The sequence below is a fragment of the Kribbella voronezhensis genome (assembly GCF_004365175.1).
GTDB classification, from domain to species: Bacteria; Actinomycetota; Actinomycetes; order Propionibacteriales; family Kribbellaceae; genus Kribbella; species Kribbella voronezhensis.
On record NZ_SOCE01000001.1, the window covers coordinates 4,135,027 to 4,158,426 of the forward strand.

The window sequence follows — 23,400 nt, forward strand, 5'->3', positions numbered from 1 at the left end:
CATGTACCTCGCCACCAGCCGGGCCGCCGACAACGGCGGCCCGGCCACCGGTAACACCGCGCTCCGCTGGCGCCGAGTGTCCGGCAACGTCGTCGCCCTCGGTCTGGTCAGCCTCGTCACCGACATCTCCTCGGAGATGGTGACGGCAGTCCTTCCTCTCTACCTGGTTCTCGGTCTCGGCCTCAACCCGTTGCAGTTCGGTCTCCTCGACGGCCTGTACGCCGGTGCGACCGCCGTACTGCGGATCGTCGGCGGGTACGCCGCGGATCGCTGGCATCGCCTCAAGGCGGTGGCCGGGATCGGCTACGGACTCTCGGCGATCTGCAAGCTGGGCCTGATCCTGGCCGGCTCGTCGGTGGCGGGGATCGGTGCGGTACTTGCTGTGGATCGTGCGGGCAAGGGCATCCGGACCGCCCCTCGGGATGCCCTGATCTCGCTGAGCAGCAAGCCGGAGGCGCTCGGCCGCTCGTTCGGCGTACACCGTGCGCTGGACACGGCCGGTGCGTTCCTCGGTCCGCTGGTCGCTATGGGCGTGCTGTGGGTGAGCCTCGGCGACTACGGATCCGTCTTCGTGACCAGTTTCTGCATCGCCGGGTTCGGCGTGCTGCTGCTGGTCGTGGCAGTTCGCGACCGGGTCCGGAAACATCGTGCCGCCGGTATTCCGTTGCGGGCGATGTTTGCCTTGCTGGGACGGAATAGTTTCCGCCGGATGTGCGGCTGGGCCGCGCTTCTTGGCCTGGTGACAATCACGGATTCCTTTGTGTACTTGGCTTTGCAGCGACGGTGGGAGATCAGCAGCACCTTGTTTCCGTTGTTGCCGCTCGGTACTACGGGAGTCTTTCTGCTGCTCGCCGTGCCGCTCGGCCGGTTGGCGGACAAGGTCGGTCGCTGGAAGGTGTTCGTCGGCGGTCACCTCGCGTTGGTGGTCTGCCTGCTCCTGGTCTGCGGACCGGTCGGCGGCCCGTGGCCGGCCGTCGGCGCTCTGGCGTTGCACGGGACGTTCTACGCCGCGACGGACGGCGTGCTTCCCGCGGCCGCGGGTCCGTTGCTGCCGGAAGGTCTTCGAGCCAGTGGCTTGGCACTGCTTCAGACCGGGCAGGCGCTGGCGCGAATGGCGTCGGCCGTGCTCTTCGGCCTCGCGTGGACGCTGTGGGACCTGGGTCCGTCGTTGCTCGTGACGGCGGGCCTCCTACTGGCGATCACGGTCGCCGCCGCTGTCGTCAAACCCTGGGAGGCAAAGGGATGAAGAAGCTACTGATCGGAGTCGTCGGGTTTGCCGTCTTCGCCGGGGCAGCGGTCGCGTACGTCGTCTCCGCGCGCGGAGACGAGCCGGCGGTCAACGCGGTCGCGGTGGTCACCGGGCAGCCGCTGCCGTTGGACGGCCACACCTTGTTCTTCCGGAATGTTGCCCAAGGCCCGGACTTCGGCAAGTTGGCGGCGGTGCCGAGAACAGCGCCGACCGAGCCGCGAAAGGTCGGAGATCTCCGCTGCGACCGCTTCGCGGCCGCTCGCGGTACGGGGATCTGCCTTCGAGTCCGGCAGGGGTCGTTGCCGCCGGTGACCGACCTGCTCGTGCTCGGGGCCGATCTGTCGGTCCGGCATCAGGAGACGTTGCCCGGTACGCCGAGCCGGGCCCGGGTTTCCCCGGACGGGCGGCTCGTCTACTGGACGCTGTTCGTCACCGGTGATTCGTATTCGGCGACCGGGTTCTCCACCCGCAGCGGGCTGTACGAGGTGCAGACGGGGCGGTTGGTGAAGACCATCGAGGAGCTTCCGGTGTTCGTCGGCGGCCGGCGGTACTTCGCCTCGGACGTCAACTACTGGGGGATCACCTTTGGTGCCGACGGCAACCGGTTCTACGCGACACTGAGCAGCAAGGGGAAGACGTACCTGGTCGAGGCCGACTACCGGAAGTACCGGGGCGACGCGATCCTCGAGAACGTGGAGTGCCCTTCGCTGTCACCGGACGGAAAGCGAATCGCCTACAAGCAAAAGGTTTCCGACGGGGTATGGCGCCTCGCGGTCGCCGACCTGGCGACGAAGCGAGTGACCCGGCTGGCCGAGACCCGCAGCGTCGACGACCAGCCGTTGTGGCGGGACGACGCGACGATCCTGTACGGGCTGCGCCGGGACGGCGACGCCTCGGATGTCTGGTCGGTGCCGGCCAACGGGGGCGGTACGCCGGTCCTGCTCATCCCCGACGCGAGCAGCCCGGCGTACGGATGATCAGGCCTTCCGTACCTGGTGGACGATCAGACCGGCGAGGAGTGCGCCGAGGGTGCCGAGGGTGAGGTCGCCGAGCGTGTCGGTGTAGGCGGTCTGGAGCTCGGGCGAGTGCCGGACGAAGGCGACGTACTCGCCGAGCTCCCAGATCACGGCCGCGGTGGCGCCGAATCCGAGCGCGACGAACACGGTCAACGCGCGGGTCAATGATCGCGGCGCGAAGGCAGTCAGGACGCCGGCCGTGAGGAGCGCCCACAAGACGAAGTGCATGGCGTCGTCCCACCAGCTGATGGTGTCGAACAGGTTCAGCCGGTTGCCGATCAGGTCGACCAGCCAGGGGAGCGTCATCAGCAGGTCCGCGGACCATGGGAACACCTTGTGGAGCTTGCTCCTCGCCCGGCCGTAAGCGAACCACCACAGCGGCAGGACCAAAGCGCCGATCGGGTAGACGATCAGCCGGGCGGTCGAGGCCTTGCCCTTGATACCGCTCAGGTCCGGCCAGATGAGGGCCGAGAGCAACAAAGCGAAGAGGGCGACCTTGGCCGCCAGCGCGGCGTACCGGAGTACTGCGGGCCCGGTGATGGAAGGGACGGTCCTGGCAACCATCGTCGTCATACCTCCAGTGAACCTGCCCGGGTCCGCCTGCGGATGAGTAGATCTACTGAAAAGCCCCCGGTCTGCGTCATTGTGACGCAGCCGGGGGCTTCTTGGTTGGAGGACGTCAGCCGACGCTGACCAGGTCGACCACGAAGATCAGGGTCTCGCCGGGCTTGATCGCGCCGCCCGCGCCACGGTCGCCGTACGCCAGGTGCGGCGGGATGACCAGCTTGCGCCGGCCGCCGACCTTCATGCCCTGGACGCCGGTGTCCCAGCCCTTGATGACCCGGCCGACGCCGAGCTGGAAGTCCAGCGGAGCGCCGCGGTTGTACGAGGCGTCGAACTCCTCGCCGGTGGAGTGGGCGACGCCCACGTAGTGCACGCTCACCTGGGACCCGGCCTTGGCCTCCGCGCCGTCGCCCTCGGTGATGTCGGTGATCTCCAGATCCGCCGGCGGCGGGCCGTCCGGAAAGTCGATCTCAGGCTTGTCAGTCATACCTCAAGCTAACCAGATCCCCTCAACAGGGCACTCCACAGCCCTGTACTCCGGTGCGCCCGCCGCCTGAGCGCGGGCACACCGGGCGACCGCACGTCGCAGTCAGTTCGCCAGCGACTCACGCAGGGTCGCGGCGAATTCGGTCGGCTTGCCGGGCTGGCCGTACTCGTCGCCGAGGAAGCCGCCGTGATTGCTCGGGAAGGTCACCGGCGTGAGGCCGAGCCGCGCGGCGATCGCCTCGCCGCCGCGGCGGGCGAGCTGGCCCTCCGACTCCTCGCCGATCCCGATGACGATCTTGTCCTTCACCTCGGCGAGCGCGTCGACGTCCGGCTGGTACGACGTACAGCCGCGCAGGTTCTGACCGAGCAGAGCGTCGTCGCGGGACCCGTCGTCGTCCGTCGGCAGGCCGAACATCGCCGGGTCGGGCGCCGGTTGCTCGGTGTAGTCGCCCGGGATCTCCCCGGCGTAGCTGACAAAGGCGATGAACTTGGCCATCCCGGCGCCCATCCCGTCGCGCTGGTAGGTCTGGTACATGTCCTCGACGACCTTGAGCGCCGCCTCGGAGTCCGGGACGAGGGCGGCCAGCGGCGGCTCGTGGGCCACCAACCGGCGTACGAGCTCCGGCCTCCGCGCCATCAGAGCGAGTGCGTTCACCGCGCCGCCGCTGCTCGCGAAGAGGTCGACCGGGCCGGCGTCAGCGCGGCCAGGTCGGCGGCGTGGTCGTCGGGTGACAGCTCGCCGCTGTCGTCGGTCCGCGAGCTGCGCTCGACCCCGCGTGGGTCGTAGGTCACCACGGTCCGGTCGGTGAAATTCGACGCCAAGGTGGGGAATCCGCTCGCCGCCATCGGGGAGCCGATCATCAGCAGCACCGGGCGGTTCTGGAGGTCGCCGCGGACGTCGTACGTCAGAACGGCGCCTGGTACGTCGATGGTGGCGGTGACGGGATCCGGCATGAAAGCTCCTCGAGTAGTGATTGCTTGGACCCTATTCATGCACCCCCAGGGGGTTACCGTCGACACTCATGCGGAAGAAGCTTGCCCTGCTGGCCACGACCGCCGCTGTCCTGGCCGCTGTGGGCGCAGTGGCCACGTCGCGCGCGTCGGACGCCAGTACAGCTGCCGAAAACTATGGGCAGTACTCGCTGATGTTCGAGCGGTCGGCCGGGCAGTACTGGGCCGGTGGATCGGCCGCGGGCCAGTGGGCGTGGACGCCACTCTCGGCGACCGAGTCGGACATCTCCTGGGGCGACCCGAAGACCTGGCCGCCGAAATCGGCCGAACACTTCATCCACTCCGGCGACTGGGTCCTCCTCGACGGCTACAACGACGGCGCCGGCCGCCCGCTGACCCAGCTCCAGCGCGTCACCTCGGAAAAGCTCGGCGACGCCACCTGCGGCGCGATGACCCCGATCCCGTCCGAAGGCGGCAAACAGCACTACGTGAAGTGGACGATCCCGGCGACCGGTTACTGCCTCGACGCGGTCGGCACCATCAAGCCCCCGAACGGCTCCACCACGGTCAACTTCCGGCACCTGCAGAAATGGTCCCCGCCGCACAACTGCGCCAACACCTACTTCTCCGGCCAGACCTGCATCACACAATTCGAACAATGGTGGGACGACAACAACCACGCCTACTCCCTCCAACTCTCCCGCACCTTGGAGATCGCCCGAGGCAAAGGCCCCGCCTTCACCAACCACACCACAGCCCCAGTGAACTGGAACGCCACCGGCCGCTATTACTGGCATTACTGATCTTGAAAAACCTTGAGAGTGTTGGCGGTACGCGCAGCGGGCGGGTGTGGCGATGAGCGGGGTGTGCCGACGAGGGCTCAGTTTGTGGAATCTGGTGCGCGAGAAGCATCTCTGAGCGGCGACGGAGGAGCCGCGACCTGGGGTGGGTGGGAGCGCCTGGAGCGGGAGTGACGGAGGAGCGACAGCGGAAGGTGCGTGGGGCAGGTGCGGCCGGGAGACCGGCCGCACCTCGCGCAGTACTACTTCTTGACTGTCTTGTTGTACTGGTCGATCTGGGGCTTGATCGACGCGGCGGCGTCGGTCATCGCCTTCTGGGGGTCGCTGCCCAGGACTGCCTTCTCGAGGCCGTCTTCGGCGGCCTTGCGGGCTTGGGGCATGACGCCGAGGATGCAGCCGGAGGAAGCGTTCGACGGCTTGGTGTTGTGGAGTTGGGTGATCGCGGTGGTGAACTGCGGGTACTGCGCCACCCAGGCCTTGTCGGCCGGCAGGTCGAGGGCCTTGGAGTTGATCGGGAAGTAGCCGGTCCCGGTGTGCCAGGCGGCCTGCTGCTCCGGTGACGAGGCGAACTTCACGAATTCCCACGACGCGCGCTTCTCCGCGTCGGAGTGGCCCGGTCCGTCGACCCACAGCGACGCGCCACCGATGATCGGGCCGCCGGTGTCGGCCGCGCTGAGCTTCGGGAACGGCGCCGTCAGCACGGTGAACTTGCCCTTGGCCGCGTTGATGTAGCCGCGCAGCGAGCCGGTCGACTCCAGGTGCATCGCCGACGTGCCGGACTTGAAGACGGCCTGCGCGTCGTCGGTCTTCTTGCCGGTGTTCGGCATGTAGCCGTCCTTGACCATCTGCTGGTACCAGGTCGCGATCTTGACGCCCTGCTCGCCGTCGAAGTTCACCTTGGTGGCGAGGTCCTTGCGGCCGTTCTCGTTGTCACAGTACGTCGTACCGGACTGGGCGATCAGCTGCTCCATGAACCAGCCGTAGATCGCGGCGTTGAAGCCGTACTGGACGGTCTTGCCACCCTGCTTGACGGTCAGCTTCTTCGCGGCCGCCATGATCTCGTCGAGATTCGTCGGCGGCTTGTTGGGGTCGAGACCCGCCTTCACGAAGGCTTCCTTGTTGATGTACAGCAACGGCATCGACGTGTTGAACGGCATCGAGTTGAGTTTGCCGTCGATCGAGTAGTAGTTGGCGATGTTCGGCTCGATCGAGTCCAGCGTGTAGCCGTCCTTGTCGGCGAAGCTCTGCACCGGCACGGTCTGCTTGGAGTCGATCATGAACCGCGAGCCGATGTCGTAGATCTGTACGACGGAGGGCGTGTTGCCCTGCTGCACCGACGTCTTGTACTTCGTGATCGTGTCGTCGTAGTCGCCCTGGTAGACGGCGGTGACCTCGATCTTGCCGGCGTTGGCCGCGTTGAACGCCTTCACCAGTTTGTCGACGGCCTCGCCGTTGGCGCCCTTCATGCCGTGCCAGAACGTCACCTTGGTGACGCCGCTGGCCTTGTCCAGCGCGTCGGCGCCGGGCGCGTCCTGGCCGCCGGTCGACTTGTCGCCGGAGTTGTCACTACCGCCGCAGCCGGCGGCGACGAGCGCCACCACTGCCAGCAGCGCGGCCACGGTCGCCGTACGCCGTTGTCGGACAGATCGCATCGCTGTGCCTTTCTTCTGCATTACCGGATCGCGCCCGCGGTCAGGCCGCGGACGATGAAACGCTGACCGAAGATGACGATGGCCAGGGTCGGGAGGATGGACAAGGTGACGCCGGCCAGGATCAGCCCCGGGTCGGCCGCCTCGACATCGTTGAGCTGGCTGATGCCGATCTGCAGCGTTCGCCGGCTGGCGTTGTCGCCGATCAGCAGCGGCCAGAAGAACTGGTTCCACGCTGCCAGGAAGACGTACAGGCCGACAGCCATCAGGGCCGGTTTGTTCAGCGGGAGCAGGATCTGCCGGATGAACCGCCAGTGCCCGCAGCCGTCGATGGTCGCGGCGTCGCGCAACTCGGTCGGGAACTGCAGGAACGACTGCCGCAGCAGGAACACCCCGAACGCGTTGGCCAGGAACGGGAGGACGAGGGCGACCATCGTTCCGGCGTACGACGCGGTGAGCCGTTCGCCGCCGACCGACCAGCCGGTGATGGTCAGGTAGTTCGGCAGCACGATCGATTCCCACGGCACCATCAGCGTGCCGAGGAACAGTCCGAACAGCACGGTCCGGCCCCACATCTTCATGAAGACGAACGCGTACGCCGCCAGCACGCTGGTGATCAGCTGGCTGAGCGTGATCACCGAGGTCTGCAGCACCGAGTTCAGGTACTGCCGGCCGATCGCCGTGGTGGAGGTGGCGCCCTGGTAGTTGCCGGTGAAGAGCCCGTGCGGGAACAGGTCGGGCGGGTACGACGAGATCTGCCCGGGCGACATGATCGAGCCCGCGATCACGTAGTACACGGGGAAGATCACAGCGATCGCGGCGATGATCAGTACGGCGTACGTGATCACCCGGCCGACGGTCAGGTTCCTCACTTGTAGTGCACCCGCCTCTCGAGGACGCCGAACTGGATCGCGGTACAGGCCAGCAGGATCACCAGCAGCACGATCGCCTGGGCGGAGGCGGCGCCGAAGTCGCTGGCGTTGTTCGCGAAGGCGGTGTGATAGATCGAGTAGACGAGCGTCTTCGTGGACTGTTCCGGGCCGCCCTCGGGCGTGAGGATCTTGATCTGGCCGAAGCCCTGCAGCGACTGGATCGTCGAGATCACGATCAGGAAGAACAGTTGCGGGCCGAGCATCGGCACGGTGATGAACCGGGCCGCGCGCCAGCCACCGGCGCCGTCCAGCGTGGCCGCCTCGTTGATCTCGGCGGGGATCGCGCCGATTCCCGCGGACAGCACCAGGACGTTGTACCCGATGCTCATCCAGACCGTGGTGATCGCGACGCTGATCAGCGCCCAGGACGGATCGGTCAGCCAGCCGACGCGGTCGACGCCCAACCGGCCGAGCATGCCGTTGGCCAGTCCGATCGCCGGGTTGTAGATGGTCGCGAAGATCACCGACGCGCTGGCGACCGAGAACGCGAACGGCAGCGCGAAGGCGGTCCGGAACACCCGGATGGCCTTGATGTGCTGCTCCAGTAGCAACACGATCGCGAGTCCGCCCAGTACGCCGGGGATCACGGTCAGCAACACGAACGCGAACGTCACCCACAGGATGTGCCGGAACTCCGGCGAGCTGAGCATGTCGCGGTAGTGCTGCAACCCGACGAACGCGTCCGGGCGGCCGAACAGGTCGGAGCCGTGCAGCGACAGCGACACGGACTTCCCCAGCGGCCAGATGATGAACAGCGCGAAGACGAGCAGGCAGGGGACCAGCATCAGCCAGGACGCCAGTGAAGCAGGGGTTGGCCGGCGGCTGGCGCGCGCCGGCGCTGAGCTAGTAGTCAATCGAGTACCTCCAGTATGGCGCAGTCTTACACCGCCCAGGGCCGGACCAACTGATCACGCGCCCAGCGAAGTCTCTGCACCGGGGGCGAGTGCACTAGGCTCGTGGCCCGTGAAGGTTCTTGTCATCGGCTCAGGCGGCCGTGAACACGCACTGGTCTGGGCCTTGAGCCAGGATCCCGACGTCGAGCAGGTCGTCGCGGCCCCGGGCAACCCTGGCATCGCCGCGTTGCAACCGGCGTACGACGGGCAAACGATCGTTTGCCGTCCGGTGGACATCTCGGACCACGACGCGGTGCTCGCGCTCGCGACCGAGCTGGGCACGGACCTGGCCGTGGTCGGTCCCGAGGCGCCGCTGGTCGCCGGGTTGGCCGATCCGCTCCGCGCGGCCGGCATCGCCGTCTTCGGCCCGTCCAAGGACGCCGCCCAGCTCGAGGGTTCGAAGGCTTTCGCCAAGGACGTGATGGCCGCGGCGAGCGTACCGACCGGCCGGGCCTACGTCTGTACGACGGCAGAGCAGGCCGCCGAGGCGATCGATGCCTTCGGGCCTCCTTACGTTGTCAAGGACGATGCGCTTGCCGCCGGCAAGGGAGTCGTCGTGACCTCGGATCGCGAGGAGGCGCTCGCCCATGCGGCGGAGTGCGGCCAGGTACTGATCGAGGAGTTCCTGGACGGCCCCGAGGTCTCGCTGTTCGCGATCACCGACGGCACCACGGTGCTGCCGATGCAGCCGGCGCAGGACTTCAAGCGGCTCGGTGACAACGACGAAGGCCCCAACACCGGGGGCATGGGCGCCTACACTCCGTTGCCCTGGGCACCGGAAAAACTGGTCGAGGAGATCACCGAGAAGGTGCTCCAGCCGACCGTCGACGAGATGCGCCGCCGCGGTACGCCGTTCAGCGGCCTGCTGTACGCCGGCCTCGCGCTCACCTCGCGCGGCGTCCGCGTGATCGAGTTCAACTGCCGCTTCGGCGACCCGGAGACCCAGGCGCTGCTGCCGCTGCTCAAGACTCCGCTCGGCGGTCTGCTGTACGCCGCGGCGACGGGCAAGCTGGCCGACCTCGAGCCGCTGGCCTGGAAGTCGGGCGCGTCGGTCGCCGTGGTGATGGCGGCGAAGAAGTACCCGGCCAAGCCGCGCAGTGGCGACGTGATCAGCGGGATCGAGCAGGCCGAGGCCGGTGGTGTCCGCGTCTTCCATGCCGGGACCGCGATCGAGGACGGCGAGGTCGTCACGGCCGGCGGCCGGGTGCTGGCGGTCAGCGCGACGGGCAAGGACCTCGACGAGGCCCGCCAGCGCGCGTACGCCGGGGTCGGGCAGATCCGGATCAAGGGCTCCCAGCACCGCACCGACATCGCGCTCAAGGCGGCCCGCGGCGACATTCACCTGGTCAGCTAGGCAGGGAGCTCGCCAGGCCGTCGAGGATCAGGGTGAGGCCGAACTCGAACTCGTCGCCGAAGTCGTAGCCGGGCTGCAGGACGTGCTCGGTCGTCAGTTCGACCAGGTGCGGGTACTGCCCGGTGGTGAACAGTTGCATCATCGGCGCGGCCACCTCGGCGACGGTGTCCGGCCCTTCGAACGGCAGGGCCGCCTCCTGGAGCGCGAAGCCGTACACGTAGCTGTCGATCAACGCATAGGCGTGCGCGGTCATCGCGACCGAGAAACCTGCCGCGCGCAGCGTGCCGATGTTCGCGTCGTGGTGCCTGAGAGTCGCGGGACCGGGACTCGTCCTGGACTCCATCAGGCCGATCGCCCACGGGTGCCGGCGGAGTACCTGGCGGGCCGAGTGCGCCCGGCGCCTGATTTCCACCTTCCAGTCGCCGCCTGGTGACGGCAGGTCGATCTCGGCGAAGACCAGGTCGACGATGTTGTCGAGGATCTCTGCCTTGCCGGCCACGTGGTGGTACACCGACATCGGCTTGACGCCCAGTTCCTCGGCCAGCGACCGGATCGTCAGCGCCGCGATCCCGCCCCCGTCGGCGATGGCGATCGCGCTTCGCAGTACGCGTTCGCGGCTGAGCGGGGTGCGGTCCGGAGCCTTCGCTGGTCTGGGCATCGGTCGAACCGTAGCACTTTCGTACTTAGTACGATACGTTCACCTTACTTAGTAAGGCTGACGCGCGATGGGGGAACCATGATGGAAGCGGTACTGCAGGACCGGTACGGATCGGCCGACGTCCTCCGGATCGAGGAGATCGCCCGGCCGCGGGTCGCGCCGGGGCAGGTGCTGCTGCGGGTCCGGGCCGCCGGCCTCGACAAGAGCGTCTGGCACCTGATGGTCGGCCGGCCGTATCTGCTCCGGCTGGTTTTCGGTCTGCGGGGACCGAAGCTCCGGGTGCGGGGCAGTGAGGTCGCGGGGACGGTCGCCGAGGTCGGTGCGGGCGTGACCAGGTTCTCGGTGGGTGACGAGGTGTTCGGGATCGGCATCGGCACCTTCGCCGAGTACGCCGTGGCGCGCGAGGACAAGCTCGCGCTCAAGCCGACCGGACTCAGCTTCGAGCAGGCGTCGGTGGTCGCGATCTCCGCCCTGACCGCCCTGCAGGCCCTTCGCGACGCGGGCAAGATCCAAGCGGGCCAGAAGGTGCTGATCAACGGCGCTTCCGGAGGCGTCGGGACGTACGCCGTACAGCTGGCCAAGGCCTTCGGGGCGGAGGTCACGGGAGTCTGCAGTACGTCGAAGGTCGATCTCGTCCGCAAGCTCGGAGCGGACGAGGTCATCGACTACACGGCGGAAGACTTCGCCGACGGCGCGCATCGCTACGACCTCATCATCGATCTCGGTGGGAACCCTTCGCCGACCCGGCTCCGTCGAGCGCTGACGCCGCGCGGTACTGCGGTCATCGCCGGCGGCGAGGAGGGCGGTGACCTGACCGGCGGCATGGATCGCCAACTGCGGGCGATGCTGCTGTCCGTCTTCGTCGGTCAACGCCTGGTTCCCTTTATCTGCAAGGAGAACGCCGCCGATCTCGAAGTCCTGAAGACCTTCTTCGAAGCGGGGTCGCTCGTCCCGGCCATCGACAGCACTTGCTCGCTGTCCGAAGTACCGGATGCGCTCCGTCGCCTGGAAGCGGGTGCGATCCGCGGGAAGCTGGCGGTCATCCCGGTTGCCTCATGACCGCCGTGCTGCCTGCGCCGCGGTCTCGGCTGACGATGCCCGCTCCAGGACTGGTCGCGGGCGTCGGCCTCCTGGTGCTGGCCGTTCTCGCGGCCCTGGCCAACTTCGGCGTTGTCGAACGACTTGTCACCGAGGACGACGCAACCAGGACAGCGCTGGACATCTCGGCGTCGGAGAGCTTGTTCCGGTGGGGAATCGCCGCGCTGATGCTGGTGGTCCTGCTGGATGTGATCGTCGCCTGGGCGCTGCAGGAGTTCTTCCAGGGGGTGCACCGTGAGCTCTCGATGCTGGCAGCCTGGTTGCGCGTCGGCTATGCGGCCGTCTTCGCGGTCGCGGTCGGCCAGTTGATCGGCGTACTGCGGCTGTCGGGTGACGGGCAGTATCTGAGGTCCTACAGCACCGACCAGTTGCACACCGAGGTGATGTTGAAGGTCGATGCCTTCCACGACATCTGGACCGCCGGTCTGGTCCTCTTCGGCGCACACCTGCTGCTGATCGGCTACCTGGCTTACCGCTCCGGGCGGGTCCCGCGGTTGATCGGCATTCTGGTCGTGATCGCCGGCCTGGGCTACCTCGTCGACAGCTTCGGCGCTTTCCTCAGCGTCGGCTACTCGCTCCAGATCAGCGGAGTCACCTTCGTCGGTGAGGCCCTCTTGATGCTCTGGCTCCTCGCCAAAGGCCGGAGATCCTTGCTCCCGGCGTGACTCTCGCAGTGCGAGCAACCTCCCAGGCAGGCGTTTCCGTATTGAGGGGGACAGCGGAGAGTGGGAGGCGCGATGGGTGACCGGGACCGGGAGTATGTGGAGTTCGTCGAGGCGGCGAGTTCGTCGTTGCGGCGGACGGCGTACCTGGTCTGCGGCGACTGGCATCGGGCGGACGACGTGGTCCAGGACGCGCTCTACAAGCTGTACCTGGCTTGGTCGAAGGTGGATCGCAGCGGGAACCCGCTGGCGTATGCCCGCCGCGTCGTGGTGAACGCGGCCCTGGACAGCGGTCGCCGCCCCTGGCGCCGGGAGGTGCCGACCGACAGAGCGCCGGACCTGACGCAGTACGGCGGCGATCCAGCCGGCACCCAGGCGGACCAGGACGAGCTCCGTACTGCGCTCGCCGTCCTCTCACCGCGACAACGAGCTTGCGTGGTGCTCCGGTACTACGAGGACCTGTCGGTCGACCAGACCGCCGAGATCCTCGGCTGCACCACCGGCACCGTCAAGAGCCAGTCCTCCCGCGCCCTCGAAACCCTCCGGCAGGCGATGAACCGGGCGCGGCAGATCGGCCACGCATCATGAAGGAGTACGAGATGAAAGACCTCCAGGAACTCGGCGCCGAACTCCACCGCCTGGCGGACGACGACCCGCTGGACCCGATCGACTCGGCAGCCCTGCTCGAACGCGGCCGGCGCGGGCGGAAGCGTCGCAGGGCGGCCTCGATCGGCGGGGTGGTCGCTGGGGTGGCAGTGATCGCGGCAGCCGCGGCCTACCTGCCCGATCTCGGCACGACCTCGGGCCGACCGGGCGTAGCCGGCACCAGCCCCTCGCCCACCTTGGAAAAGACCAAGATCGTGAAGGTTCAGAAGGACTACCAGCGCAACGTCGACGCGTCGGGTCGCACGGTGGACAACCCGAAGTTCGACCAGGCCGCGCTCTTGGAGGCTTGCGCGGCCAAGCTGAATGACCGGGCCCATCGCGACCCAGCGAAGGCAAGCCGCCCGTCGGCCGTGGATCTCACCGGCTGGCGAGTGATGGCACGCTCGATCCAGCCGAAGATCGGTACGGCGCTCGTGGCGGTCTCTCCGTCGAACAAGCAGGTGGCGTACTGCGACCTGTACGTGTCGACGGTGCCCTCGGGCCTGGGGGCGAGTTCCTACACCCGAGTCGGCACTGTGACCGCCGCGCCCGGGAAGATGGATCCGAACCTGATGGGCCAAGGGTCGACCTGTGCGGCAGGCACACCCTGCAAGGGCATGATGTTTCTCGACGGCAGCCGGTTGCCGGTCCGCGCTGTGCGGCTCGAGATCGATGCCAAGAACGGCCACAAGATTTCTGTGCCCGTCAATGACGGCTACTTCGCCCTGATCTGGGCTGCCGGACCCAATGCGCTGTTCCCCGCCGCCTACCGGGCGTACGACGCCGCCGGCAAGGCCCTGCCGCAGGACCAGCCCGCCCTGGGGCCGACCAGGATCCCGTGACCGGAGACCCGTGGTACCGGGGCTGGCAGGACGCGGGGGAGAATGGACGGGTGCCTGCCTCCAGTAAGCCCCGGATTCCTAATGTTCTTGCTGCGCGTTATGCCAGTTTGTCGATGGCTGAGTTGTGGTCACCGGAGCACAAGATCGTGCTCGAGCGGCAGTTGTGGCTGGCGGTGCTGAGCGCTCAGAAGGACTTCGGCGTGGCGGTGCCGGACGGGGTGATCGAGGACTACGAGCGGGTGCTGGACCAGGTCGACCTGGAGTCGATCGCGGCCCGCGAGCGGGTCACCCGGCACGACGTGAAGGCGCGGATCGAGGAGTTCAACGCGCTCGCGGGTCACGAGCACGTGCACAAGGGCCTGACCAGCCGGGATCTCACCGAGAACGTCGAGCAGTTGCAGATCCGCGCCGGGCTCGAGCTCGTGCGCGACCGGGCGGTGGCGACCGCGGTGCAGCTGGGGCAGAAGGCCGCCGAGCACGCGGCGCTGGTGATGACCGGGCGGTCCCACAACGTGGCGGCGCAGGCGACGACGCTGGGTAAGCGGTTCGCGTCGGCGGCCGACGAGCTGCTGGTCGCGATCGCGCGCCTGGAGGAGCTGATCGAGCGGTACCCGCTGCGCGGGATCAAGGGCCCGGTCGGTACGTCGCAGGACATGCTCGACCTGTTCGGCGGTCAGGAGAAGCAGCTCGCCGGGCTCGAGGGCGAGGTCGCTCAGCACCTCGGTTTCCGCCGGGTGCTCACGAGCGTCGGCCAGGTCTACCCGCGGTCCCTCGACTACGAGGTCGTCACCGCGCTCGTCCAGCTGGCGGCGGGGCCGTCGAGCCTGGCGACCACGATCCGGCTGATGGCCGGGCACGAACTCGTCACCGAGGGGTTCAAGGAAGGCCAGGTCGGCTCGTCCGCGATGCCGCACAAGATGAACACCCGGTCCTGCGAGCGGGTGAACGGTCTCGCGGTGATCCTGCGCGGGTACGCGTCGATGGCCGGTGAGCTGGCCGGCAACCAGTGGAACGAGGGCGACGTCTTCTGTTCCGTCGTACGCCGGGTCGCGCTGCCGGACGCGTTCTTCGCCCTCGACGGGTTGTTCGAAACGTTCCTCACGGTGCTGGACGAGTTCGGCGTCTACCCCGCCGTGGTCGCCCGTGAGCTGGAGCGCTACCTGCCGTTCCTGACCACCACGAAGGTGCTGATGGCGGCGGTGAAGAACGGCGTTGGCCGGGAGACCGCGCACGAGGTGATCAAGGAGCACGCCGTCGCGATGGCGCTGGACCTGCGCAAGGGCTCGTCGGAGAACGACCTGTTCCGCCGGCTCGGCGAGGACGGCCGGCTCGGGCTGACCGAGGAGCAGATCGTCGGGATCGTCGGTGCGCCGCTGTCGTTCACCGGTGCGGCCGTTGCCCAGGTCAACGCCGTGGTCGCCAAGATCGACGCGCTGGCCAAGCGGTACCCCGAGGCCGCGGCCTACAAGCCTGGTGACATCCTCTAGCTCGACATGTACGAACCGCTCACCTGGGTGCTGGTCGCCCTGTCGCTGGCCGCGATGGTTTTCGCGGTGCTGCTGGCCGCCCTGGACCGCCGGATCAACTGGCCGATCCTCGGGGTCCTCGGCGTGATCGAGGTCGCGCTGATCGCCCAACTGGTGGTCGGTGTCGTCCAGTTGGCGGGGACCTCGCGGGACGTGTCGGGCCCGTTCTTCGTCGGCTACCTGATCGGCTCCCTGCTGATCCTGCCGGTCGGCGCGCTGTGGGCGCTGGCGGAGAGCAGCCGCTGGGGCGCAGGCGCGCTGGCCATCGCGTGCCTGGTGATCCCGATCCTCGAACTTCGCCTGCACGACATCTGGGTGGCGTGACATGACAGACGCGTCGGAGACCAGGCACGGGCCCGGCCGGATCCTGATCGCGGTCTACGGGATCTTCGCGCTGGCGGCGACCGCGCGGGCCGGCGTACAGATCGCAACGCAGTACTCCGAGGCCCCGCTCGCCTACACCTTGTCGGCTGTTGCCGCGGTCATCTATTGCGCCGCGACCTTCGCCCTGGCGAAGGCGACCGTCGTGTCGCGCAAAGTGGCGACCGTGGCGATCGTCGTCGAACTGGTCGGTGTCGTGGGCATCGGCGCCTTCAGCTACGCCGCTCCCGAGCACTTCCCGGACCAGACGGTCTGGTCCCACTTCGGCCAGGGCTACGGCTTCGTGCCGCTCGTGCTTCCGGTTCTCGGCCTGCTCTGGCTCCGCCGTACCAGAAGCTGACTCCCAGCGAACTGCCAGCTCTGCACAGGGAGTGACTCAGGTTCACCGGACAGCATCGGTGACATGCAGATTTCAGGTCATCCTCGGGTCGAGATCGTCGTACCCGTCAAAAACGAGGAGTACGACCTCGGCCCGAATATTCGCCGGTTGCGGGAGTATCTGGATACCGCGTTCCCGTTCGCGGCCGAGGTCTGCATCGCCGACAACGGCAGTACGGACGCCACCTACGAGATCGGCTGCCTGCTGGCCACCGAGCTGCCCGGGGTCCGGGTGGTCCGGATCGAGCAGCCGGGCCGGGGCCGTGCGCTGAAGCAGGTCTGGTCGTCCAGCGACGCTGACGTGCTGGCGTACATGGACGTAGATTTGTCGACAAATCTGAACGCCTTGTTGCCCCTGGTGGCGCCGCTGGTCGCCGGGCACAGCGACGTCGCGATCGGCACCCGGCTGGCTCGCGGTTCGCGGGTGGTCCGGCGGCCCAAGCGAGAGGTGATCTCCCGCGGCTACAACCTGTTGCTCAGGGCAACTTTGGCGACCGGGTTCTCCGATGCGCAGTGCGGGTTCAAGGCGATCCGCCGGGACGTGGCCGTCGAGTTGTTGCCGCTGGTGCAGGACACGAGTTGGTTCTTCGACACCGAACTGCTGGTGCTGGCCGAGCGAGCCGGGCTGCGGATCCACGAAGTACCGGTGGATTGGGTCGACGACCTGGACTCGCGGGTGAAGATCGCCAAGACGGTCGCCGAGGATCTCCGCGGGATCGTGCGGCTGAGCCGGAGCACTGTCGACCTCGAGCCGGTACGGCGTACTTTCGGGCGACCCGCGATCGCCGATCCCAAGACCGCGCTCGCAGCACGCGTCCTGCGGTTCTGCGCGATCGGCGTGCTGAGCACTCTCGCGTACGCCCTGCTGTATCTCGTGATGCGGCAGGCGATGCCGGCCCAGGTGGCCAACCTCCTGGCTCTGCTGGTGACCGCGATCGGCAACACCGCGCTCAACCGCCGGGTCACGTTCGGCGTACGTGGCGGCCGGAATCGCGTGCGGCATCAACTGCGCGGCCTGGTCACCTTCGCCATCGGCTGGAGCCTGACCGCGTCCTCCCTGTGGTTGTTGCACACGGCAACCGCAGTACCGGCGCGTGGGCTCGAGATCGTCGTCCTGACGGCCGCGAACCTGGCCGCGACGCTGGTCCGCTACAGCCTCTTCGCCAGCTGGGTCTTCGACGACGACGCACCCACGCTGCCCACTTTCGAGACGCCCGCACTGATCGACAACACCCGGAGTCACTGATGAGTACCCTGACCGAACCGAGAACCGTCGCCGGGTCGTCACGCGCCCGGCCGCTCGCCAACTCACTGACGATCACCAAGGACAAGGCCTTGCTCGGCGGCCTGTTGTTGCTGACGGCAATCGCCTACCTGTGGGGCCTGTCCAAGAACGGCTACGCCAACGAGTACTACGCGGCCGCTGTGCAGGCCGGCTCGACCAGCTGGAAGGCCTGGTTCTTCGGGTCGTTCGACTCCTCGAGCTTCATCACCGTCGACAAGACGCCGGCCTCGTTGTGGGTGATGGGACTGTCCGGCCGGATCTTCGGGTTCGGCGTCTGGAGCATGCTGATCCCGCAGGCCTTGATGGGTGTCGCCAGTGTCGGCGTTCTCTACGTCTCGGTACGACGCTGGTTCTCGGCCAACGCCGCATTGCTCGCCGGAGCCGTCCTCGCGCTGACGCCGGTCGCCGTCCTGATGTTCCGCTTCAACAACCCGGATGCGCTGCTGATCCTGCTGCTGGTCGCCGGAGCCTGGGCGGTGACCCGGGCGATCGACTCGGTCGAGCACGCCGGACGCTGGATGGCGCTGGCCGGGATGTTCGTCGGCTTCGGGTTCCTCACCAAGATGCTGCAGGCGTTCCTGGTCCTGCCTGCCTTCGGGCTGGCCTACCTGATCGCGGGCAAACCCGCGCTCGGCAAGCGGATCGTGCACAGTGCGGTCGCGCTCGGAGCGATGATCGTCAGTGCGGGCTGGTGGGTCGCGATCGTCGAGTTGCTGCCGGCCTCGGCGCGGCCGTACATCGGCGGCTCCTCGACGAACAGCATTCTCGAACTGACGCTGGGCTACAACGGGCTCGGGCGGTTGACGGGCGACGAGACCGGCTCGGTCGGCGGCGGCGTCGGCAATCCGGGCTGGGGTGGCGCGACCGGGCTGCGGCGCTTGTTCGGCGGCGAGTTCGGCAGCCAGATCTCCTGGTTGTTGCCGACGGCACTGTTGTCGCTCGTCGTACTGGTGGTGGCTGCGGGACGAGCTGGACGCACCGACCGGACGCGCGCGTTCGCTGTGTTGTGGGGCGGCTGGCTGGTCGTCACCGGGCTGGTCTTCAGCTACATGCAGGGCATCATCCATCCCTACTACATGATCGCGCTGGCTCCTGCGATCGCTGCCTTGATCGGTGCCGCCGCCTCGGTTCTGTGGCGTCGACGCACCGAGTGGCCGGCTCGGGCGGCCCTTGCCGGCGGCACCTTGCTGACGGCCGGCTGGAGCTTTTCGTTGCTGAACGCAACGCCCAGCTGGCAGCCGTGGTTACGCTGGACCGTTCTCATCGCAGGGGTGGTCGGCGCCGGTCTCGTGATGCTCCTGCCGGAGTTGCAGTTGCGTCGTACTGCGGTCCGCCGGGCCGGGCTGTTCGCCGGAGCGCTGTTGGCTTTGACGGCACTTGCCGGACCGGCGGCGTACTCGGTGCAGACCATCAGCACTGTGCATGCGGGAGCCATTCCGACGGCCGGGCCTGCCGGGGCAGCCGGTCCCGGTGGCATGGGTGGCCGGATGGCTCCGCCTGCCGGCGCCACGACAGGGCAAGGTGGCCCGGGCACGACGAACGGCCAAGGTGGCCCGGGTACGACGAACGGGCAGGGTATGCCGACCATGCCGCAAGGTGGCGGTGGGATCGGCGGATTCCTTGGCGGTAGTGGGACCAGCGGGGTCTCGAGCGAGCTCGTCACGCTGCTGCAGCAGGGTGCCAAGGGCTACACCTGGGCGGCGGCCGCGGCGACCGCTATGAGTGCCGCGCCACTGCAACTCGCGTCCGACGCGCCGGTGATGGCGATCGGCGGCTTCAACGGGACGGACCCGGCGCCCTCGCTGGCCGCGTTCCAGGAACTGGTTGCCCAGGGCAAGATCCATTACTTCGTCGGCAGCGGCGGTGGCGGCTTCGGCGGCAACCGGGGTGGCACGTCGAGCGACATCGCCACCTGGGTCGCCGCGAACTTCCAGGCGCAGACCATCGGCAACACCACCGTCTACGACCTCACCGGCAAATGACCAGGCCAACCCAACCGGAGTACGAAATGACACAGAACCCTCAGTACACGCCCGAAATGCCGCAGTGGATCGCCGGAAGTCAGACACCGCCCGCTGCTGCTCAGCCGCCGGCCGCGGAGCCGCCCGCACCGCAGCAAGTAGCTCCTGTGGTTGGGAAGGGTAGGTGGAAGTCGTCCGACGGGAAGCCGACCGGTCTCGCTCTGGCGAGTGCCGGCTCGCTGCTCGCAGTACTGGCGTTCCTCGGCGGCACCGCGGTCGGGCATGCGTGGGGTGGCGCGAGCGGGACCGATCAGACACAGTTCGGTGGACCTGGTGGCGGTCGCTTCCGCCAGTTCCCCGGGCAGCCGCAAGGGGGCACCGGGCAAGGAACCCTGCCGGGCCAACAGCAGCAGGTGCCGGGCCAGCAGGTGCCCGGCCAGCAGGTGCCCGGCCAGAACCAGTCCGGCGGCCAGAACCAGTCCGGTGGTCAGACCCGAACGAGCTGAACAACGCTGTCCGGTGGATGGAACGACACGCAGAGGGTTCCATCCACCGGAGAGTGGGGTAAGGATCGGGGCGTGGAATGGTCGAACGTCACTTGGTTCCTTACCGCCCTGGGGGCCGTCGTCGTCCTGCTGACGCGGATCCGGCTCGGCGGCGACTCCGGCGATGGCCATCGGGTCAGCGGCGTGGCCGGCTTCTCGTCCGCGCTGGTGCGGATCCACACCACGGTCGGCGTGCTGACGCTGATCGCGTGGATTGTTGCCCTCGTCACCGGTACCCGGCTGATCGCGCTCGGCGCGCTGGCCGGATGGTGGCTGCTGGCAATCGTCGGATTGTTGCTGCTGGCCCGTTGGCTGCCCAGCGGCAGCAAGCACGCCAAGGGCGCGACGGGTGACGCCTGGGGCTCCGGTGCGGGCCTGTCCGTCCTCGGCCACGTCGGCATGGTGGTCGGCGTCGCCTACTTCACCTTCGTCACCGTCACCGAGCGTCTGTAGCCAACCCGGTCAGCAGGGCCGACAGCGTACGCCGTACCGCGTGCTCGTAGGCCGCGGCCGGCATCGTGCTCCCTGCGCCGGCCAGGCGGTCGTAGAGCAAGCCGTCCATCATCGCCGCGACCGGCCAGGCGACGTCCGCCGCGTCCGGAATCCCGAGTGCCGTCAGCAGCTGCGCGAGCCCGTCCCGCAACTGGCGACCGCCCCGGACGATTGCTTCCTGGAGGTCCGGCTGCCGCCGCGCTTCCAGCGAGAGTTCGTACCGCGCGGCGAGGTCGTCGGCCCGCGCCTGCGCGATGCCGATGACCATCTCCGCCAGCAACTCCTCCAGCGGGGTGTCGCCCGGCCGTGGGGAGGTGGCGGTCAGATCGCGGGCGAGCATGCGGTTCACACAGGCAGTCAGCAGCGCGTTGCGAGTGCGCAGGTAGTACGACGTGGAGCCGGGCGGCAGGCCTGCTTCGGCGTCCACCGCCCGGTGGGTGAGTCCGCGGAGGCCCCGCGTCGCGACCAGGTGGATGGCCGCGTCGGCGATCGCGTTCTGCCGCTCGTCACCCAGGGGAGTCTTCGTCACGGCGGAAGTCTACCCATGGTGACTCTACAGATGTAGAGTCATGGTCATGAGGACAGCGATCGTGGTGGGAGCGGGGATCGGTGGGGTCACGGCGGCCGTCGCGCTGGAGCAGTGCGGCTGGCAGGTCACGGTGCTCGAACGGGCGGCCGCGTTGGGCGAGGTCGGCGCGGGGATCTCCGTCTGGCCGGGCGCCGTCGCGGTGCTGGAGGAGCTCGGGGTGACCGGAGTGCAGAAGGCCGCGGTGGTCGGCGACCCGGCGGGAATGCGACGCCCGAACGGGAAGTGGGTGGTCGAAGCGACCGATTTGGGGTTGGAGCTGCCGGTGATGATCCACCGCGCGCAGTTGCACGACTTGATCACCGCTCGGCTCGGCCCGGCGGTCACGATCCGCACTGGAACCACCGTCACGGCGGTGAGCCAGGACGAGACGGGTGTGACCGTGAGTACGCAGTACGGAAAGCTCGAGGCCGAGCTGGTGGTGGGAGCGGACGGGATCCGGAGCATCCTGCGCGAAAGCCATCCGCGGTACGCCGGCTATACGGCGTACCGGGGGATCGCCGAGGTGGAGACGGCCGATGGTGGGGGCGAGACGTGGGGGCGGGGGCGGCGGTTCGGGTTCGCGAAGCTGATCGACGGGCGGATCTACTGGTACGCGACGCTGAACCGGCCCGCCGGACAGCCCGCCGGACCGGGTGGTCAACGCGGCGATGTCATCGAGGCGTTCGGCGACTGGCACGACCCGATTCCGGCCCTCCTCGCGGGCACCCGGGAGGTCCTGCAGAACGACCTCTACGACCTGCCGACGCCGCTGGCCTCCTTCGTCCGCGGCCGCGTCATTCTGCTCGGCGACGCGGCCCACGCGATGACACCGAACCTCGGCCGCGGCGCCTGCTCGGCCATCGAGGACGCCGGCGCCCTCGCCCGGCACCTGCGCGAAGCCCCGGACCTGGACGCCGCACTCAGCCGGTACGACGCCGAGCGGCGACCCGTCACGACCAAGCTGGTCAAGCGGTCGCGGGCGGTCGGCCGGCTCGGTCAGGTGGACAACGGGGTGCTCTGCACGGCAAGGGACGGGCTGCTCGGGCTGGCCGGTCTGGCGGCCTCCTTACGAGGGAAGCGACCCCGGGTGGAACAATCGCGGACGTGACCATTCTCCCGCAGGCCGTCGAGATTCCCGGTGCGAAGCATCTCCATTCCGGCAAGGTCCGGGACCTGTACGAGCTGGAGTCCGGCGACCTGCTGATGGTCGCGAGCGACCGGATGAGCGCGTTCGACTGGATCCTGTCGACGCCGATCCCGGACAAGGGCAAGGTGCTCACGGCGATGAGCCTGTGGTGGTTCGAGCAGCTCGGCGTGCCGAACCACATCATCTCGACCGACGTCCCGGCCGAGGTCGCCGGCCGTGCGGTGGTCTGCGAGAAGCTCGACATGTTCCCGGTGGAGTGTGTCGCCCGCGGCTACCTCAGCGGCACTGGGCTGCTCGACTACAACGCGACCGGCGAGGTCTGCGGCATCCCGCTGCGCGCCGGCCTGGTCGAGGGCTCGCGACTCGACGAACCGATCTTCACCCCCGCGACCAAGGCCGACCTCGGCGAACACGACGAGAACGTCTCGTACGACGCCGTGGTGGCCGCGGTCGGCGCGGAGACGGCCGATGCCTTGCGCAAGCTGACCCTCGACATCTACCGCGAGGCCCACGCCCGCGCGGAGCAGCGCGGGATCATCCTGGCCGACACCAAGTTCGAGTTCGGCGCCCGCGCGGACGGCACGATCGTGCTCGCCGACGAGGTGCTGACCCCGGACTCCAGCCGGTTCTGGCCGGCCGAGCAGTGGGCGCCGGGCAAGCAGCAGCCGTCGTACGACAAGCAGATCGTGCGCGACTGGCTGCAGTTCGAGTCGGGCTGGGACCGCAAGTCCGGTGAGGCGCCGCCGCCGCTGTCGGACGAGGTGATCGAGCGCACCCGCTCGGCGTACATCGACGCCTACGAGCGGCTCACCGGCCGCACCTTCACCAGCTAGAACAGGCCGACGCCCAGGGCAAGGGTGACGAAACGGGCCAGCCGGCCGACCAGGGTCGAGAGGCCGAAGGTGAGCACGCCCATCCGGCTGGCCCCGCCGATCAGCGCCACGCCGTACAGCGGGGGAATGCCGACCGACGCGCTGAGCAACGTCACCGGGATGCCCCACCGGCGGTCGCTCATCGCGTCGAGCAGGCGCTTGCTGACCTCGCGGTTCCACTGCACGAACCGGCCGCGCCGGGTCTCGAGGTTGACCGGCTTCGGTTCCTTGGCCACCTTCTTGGCGTACCCCGGCCGGTAGCGGACCGCGAGGAACATCGCCACCTTGCCCAGCGTCTGGCCGACCGAGACACCGATCGCGGCGACCACCGGGTCCAGGGCGCCCGAGCCGCCGCCGACCAGGACGTACGCCTCCGCGTTCATCACGGGGATGACGGCGGACCCGATCCCGAAGCCCACCGCCAGCGCCAGTTGCCAGACCCACAT

The 23,400-nt window shown here is 68.3% G+C and carries 27 protein-coding genes; 17 read left to right on the forward strand and 10 right to left on the reverse strand.

What is annotated here, in order from left to right; all coding sequences use genetic code 11:
• The first annotated feature begins 1 nt into the window (after position 1).
• Both EV138_RS19155 and EV138_RS19160 read left to right on the forward strand, forming a co-directional pair.
• The gene (locus EV138_RS19155; protein WP_133980238.1) at positions 2 to 1,246 is read left to right on the forward strand and encodes an MFS transporter; all 1,245 of its coding nucleotides are present in this window, start codon (positions 2 to 4) and stop codon (positions 1,244 to 1,246) included.
• A complete protein-coding gene (locus EV138_RS19160; RefSeq protein ID WP_133980239.1) occupies positions 1,243 to 2,226 on the forward strand; it encodes a TolB family protein in 984 nt (327 codons plus the stop codon). The genes EV138_RS19155 and EV138_RS19160 overlap by 4 nt, the downstream gene beginning before the upstream one ends.
• On the opposite strand, the gene EV138_RS19165 is transcribed toward EV138_RS19160, so the two are convergent.
• The 4 genes from EV138_RS19165 to EV138_RS38100 all read right to left on the reverse strand — a co-directional run bounded on the left by EV138_RS19165 (position 2,227) and on the right by EV138_RS38100 (position 4,269).
• Positions 2,227 to 2,838 carry a DUF2238 domain-containing protein gene (locus EV138_RS19165; RefSeq protein ID WP_133980240.1) on the reverse strand — a complete coding sequence of 204 codons (612 nt, stop codon included), beginning with the start codon at positions 2,836 to 2,838 and terminating at the stop codon, positions 2,227 to 2,229.
• Positions 2,839 to 2,944: 106 nt separating this feature from the next.
• Positions 2,945 to 3,316 (reverse strand): FKBP-type peptidyl-prolyl cis-trans isomerase, encoded by a 372-nt coding sequence (locus EV138_RS19170; protein WP_133980241.1) that lies wholly within the window; start codon positions 3,314 to 3,316, stop codon positions 2,945 to 2,947.
• A 102-nt stretch (positions 3,317 to 3,418) separates the two neighbouring features.
• Positions 3,419 to 3,970 (reverse strand): hypothetical protein, encoded by a 552-nt coding sequence (locus EV138_RS38095; RefSeq protein WP_238158227.1) that lies wholly within the window; start codon positions 3,968 to 3,970, stop codon positions 3,419 to 3,421.
• A complete protein-coding gene (locus tag EV138_RS38100; protein WP_238158228.1) occupies positions 3,967 to 4,269 on the reverse strand; it encodes an alpha/beta fold hydrolase in 303 nt (100 codons plus the stop codon). Before EV138_RS38100 ends, EV138_RS38095 begins: the two co-directional genes overlap by 4 nt.
• Before the next feature lie 68 nt (positions 4,270 to 4,337).
• On the opposite strand from EV138_RS38100, the gene EV138_RS19180 reads away from it, so the two are divergent.
• Positions 4,338 to 5,069 carry a hypothetical protein gene (locus EV138_RS19180; protein WP_133980242.1) on the forward strand — a complete coding sequence of 244 codons (732 nt, stop codon included), beginning with the start codon at positions 4,338 to 4,340 and terminating at the stop codon, positions 5,067 to 5,069.
• A 239-nt stretch (positions 5,070 to 5,308) separates the two neighbouring features.
• Here the strand turns inward: EV138_RS19180 and EV138_RS19185 are convergent, their stop codons facing one another.
• From EV138_RS19185 to EV138_RS19195, 3 genes are read right to left on the reverse strand one after another with little or no spacing between them, the layout of a single operon-like run.
• A complete protein-coding gene (locus EV138_RS19185) occupies positions 5,309 to 6,718 on the reverse strand; it encodes an ABC transporter substrate-binding protein (protein ID WP_133980243.1) in 1,410 nt (469 codons plus the stop codon).
• A gap of 20 nt (positions 6,719 to 6,738) precedes the next feature.
• Positions 6,739 to 7,587 (reverse strand): carbohydrate ABC transporter permease, encoded by an 849-nt coding sequence (locus tag EV138_RS19190; protein WP_133980244.1) that lies wholly within the window; start codon positions 7,585 to 7,587, stop codon positions 6,739 to 6,741.
• Positions 7,584 to 8,432 carry a carbohydrate ABC transporter permease gene (locus EV138_RS19195; protein WP_202866764.1) on the reverse strand — a complete coding sequence of 283 codons (849 nt, stop codon included), beginning with the start codon at positions 8,430 to 8,432 and terminating at the stop codon, positions 7,584 to 7,586. The genes EV138_RS19190 and EV138_RS19195 overlap by 4 nt, the downstream gene beginning before the upstream one ends.
• 178 nt (positions 8,433 to 8,610) lie before the next feature.
• Between EV138_RS19195 and purD the strand changes: the two genes are divergently transcribed.
• The gene (gene purD / locus EV138_RS19200) at positions 8,611 to 9,894 is read left to right on the forward strand and encodes a phosphoribosylamine--glycine ligase (protein ID WP_133980246.1); all 1,284 of its coding nucleotides are present in this window, start codon (positions 8,611 to 8,613) and stop codon (positions 9,892 to 9,894) included.
• Here purD and EV138_RS19205 read toward each other — a convergent pair.
• A complete protein-coding gene (locus EV138_RS19205; RefSeq protein ID WP_133980247.1) occupies positions 9,887 to 10,552 on the reverse strand; it encodes a TetR/AcrR family transcriptional regulator in 666 nt (221 codons plus the stop codon). The genes purD and EV138_RS19205 overlap by 8 nt on opposite strands.
• Before the next feature lie 78 nt (positions 10,553 to 10,630).
• Between EV138_RS19205 and EV138_RS19210 the strand changes: the two genes are divergently transcribed.
• The 11 genes from EV138_RS19210 (at position 10,631) to EV138_RS19260 (ending at position 20,328) form a co-directional block, all read left to right on the forward strand.
• Positions 10,631 to 11,611, forward strand: coding sequence for an NAD(P)-dependent alcohol dehydrogenase (locus tag EV138_RS19210; protein WP_238158229.1), 981 nt, complete (start codon positions 10,631 to 10,633; stop codon positions 11,609 to 11,611).
• Positions 11,608 to 12,315 carry a DUF4386 domain-containing protein gene (locus tag EV138_RS19215; protein ID WP_202866765.1) on the forward strand — a complete coding sequence of 236 codons (708 nt, stop codon included), beginning with the start codon at positions 11,608 to 11,610 and terminating at the stop codon, positions 12,313 to 12,315. The genes EV138_RS19210 and EV138_RS19215 overlap by 4 nt, the downstream gene beginning before the upstream one ends.
• A gap of 72 nt (positions 12,316 to 12,387) precedes the next feature.
• Entirely contained in the window at positions 12,388 to 12,900 is a 513-nt protein-coding gene (locus EV138_RS19220) for a SigE family RNA polymerase sigma factor (RefSeq protein ID WP_133980248.1), read from the forward strand.
• 11 nt (positions 12,901 to 12,911) lie between these two features.
• Entirely contained in the window at positions 12,912 to 13,799 is an 888-nt protein-coding gene (locus tag EV138_RS19225) for a hypothetical protein (RefSeq protein WP_133980249.1), read from the forward strand.
• A 50-nt stretch (positions 13,800 to 13,849) separates the two neighbouring features.
• Complete coding sequence (purB, locus tag EV138_RS19230) at positions 13,850 to 15,286, forward strand: adenylosuccinate lyase (RefSeq protein WP_133980250.1); 1,437 nt, start codon at positions 13,850 to 13,852, stop codon at positions 15,284 to 15,286.
• A gap of 6 nt (positions 15,287 to 15,292) precedes the next feature.
• A complete protein-coding gene (locus EV138_RS19235) occupies positions 15,293 to 15,649 on the forward strand; it encodes a hypothetical protein (RefSeq protein WP_133980251.1) in 357 nt (118 codons plus the stop codon).
• Position 15,650: 1 nt separating this feature from the next.
• Positions 15,651 to 16,046 carry a hypothetical protein gene (locus EV138_RS19240; RefSeq protein WP_133980252.1) on the forward strand — a complete coding sequence of 132 codons (396 nt, stop codon included), beginning with the start codon at positions 15,651 to 15,653 and terminating at the stop codon, positions 16,044 to 16,046.
• Positions 16,047 to 16,109: 63 nt separating this feature from the next.
• Positions 16,110 to 17,330, forward strand: a complete 1,221-nt coding sequence (locus EV138_RS19245; RefSeq protein ID WP_133980253.1) for a bifunctional glycosyltransferase family 2/GtrA family protein — start codon at positions 16,110 to 16,112, stop codon at positions 17,328 to 17,330.
• On the forward strand, positions 17,330 to 19,351 hold the full coding sequence (locus tag EV138_RS38480; protein ID WP_133980254.1) for a glycosyltransferase family 39 protein: 2,022 nt from the start codon (positions 17,330 to 17,332) through the stop codon (positions 19,349 to 19,351). The genes EV138_RS19245 and EV138_RS38480 overlap by 1 nt, the downstream gene beginning before the upstream one ends.
• A gap of 26 nt (positions 19,352 to 19,377) precedes the next feature.
• Positions 19,378 to 19,836, forward strand: a complete 459-nt coding sequence (locus EV138_RS19255) for a hypothetical protein (RefSeq protein WP_133980255.1) — start codon at positions 19,378 to 19,380, stop codon at positions 19,834 to 19,836.
• A 72-nt stretch (positions 19,837 to 19,908) separates the two neighbouring features.
• Complete coding sequence (locus EV138_RS19260) at positions 19,909 to 20,328, forward strand: hypothetical protein (protein ID WP_133980256.1); 420 nt, start codon at positions 19,909 to 19,911, stop codon at positions 20,326 to 20,328.
• On the opposite strand, the gene EV138_RS19265 is transcribed toward EV138_RS19260, so the two are convergent.
• Positions 20,312 to 20,896 (reverse strand): TetR/AcrR family transcriptional regulator, encoded by a 585-nt coding sequence (locus tag EV138_RS19265; RefSeq protein WP_133980257.1) that lies wholly within the window; start codon positions 20,894 to 20,896, stop codon positions 20,312 to 20,314. The two genes, EV138_RS19260 and EV138_RS19265, sit on opposite strands and share 17 nt — an antisense overlap.
• A 46-nt stretch (positions 20,897 to 20,942) precedes the next feature.
• Here EV138_RS19265 and EV138_RS19270 point away from each other — a divergent pair, with 46 nt between their 5' ends.
• Together EV138_RS19270 and EV138_RS19275 are read left to right on the forward strand one after the other, a co-directional pair.
• The gene (locus EV138_RS19270) at positions 20,943 to 22,043 is read left to right on the forward strand and encodes an FAD-dependent monooxygenase (protein WP_133980258.1); all 1,101 of its coding nucleotides are present in this window, start codon (positions 20,943 to 20,945) and stop codon (positions 22,041 to 22,043) included.
• Positions 22,040 to 22,915, forward strand: a complete 876-nt coding sequence (locus EV138_RS19275; protein ID WP_133980259.1) for a phosphoribosylaminoimidazolesuccinocarboxamide synthase — start codon at positions 22,040 to 22,042, stop codon at positions 22,913 to 22,915. Before EV138_RS19270 ends, EV138_RS19275 begins: the two co-directional genes overlap by 4 nt.
• On the opposite strand, the gene EV138_RS19280 is transcribed toward EV138_RS19275, so the two are convergent.
• A complete protein-coding gene (locus tag EV138_RS19280; RefSeq protein ID WP_133980260.1) occupies positions 22,912 to 23,400 on the reverse strand; it encodes a hypothetical protein in 489 nt (162 codons plus the stop codon). The genes EV138_RS19275 and EV138_RS19280 overlap by 4 nt on opposite strands.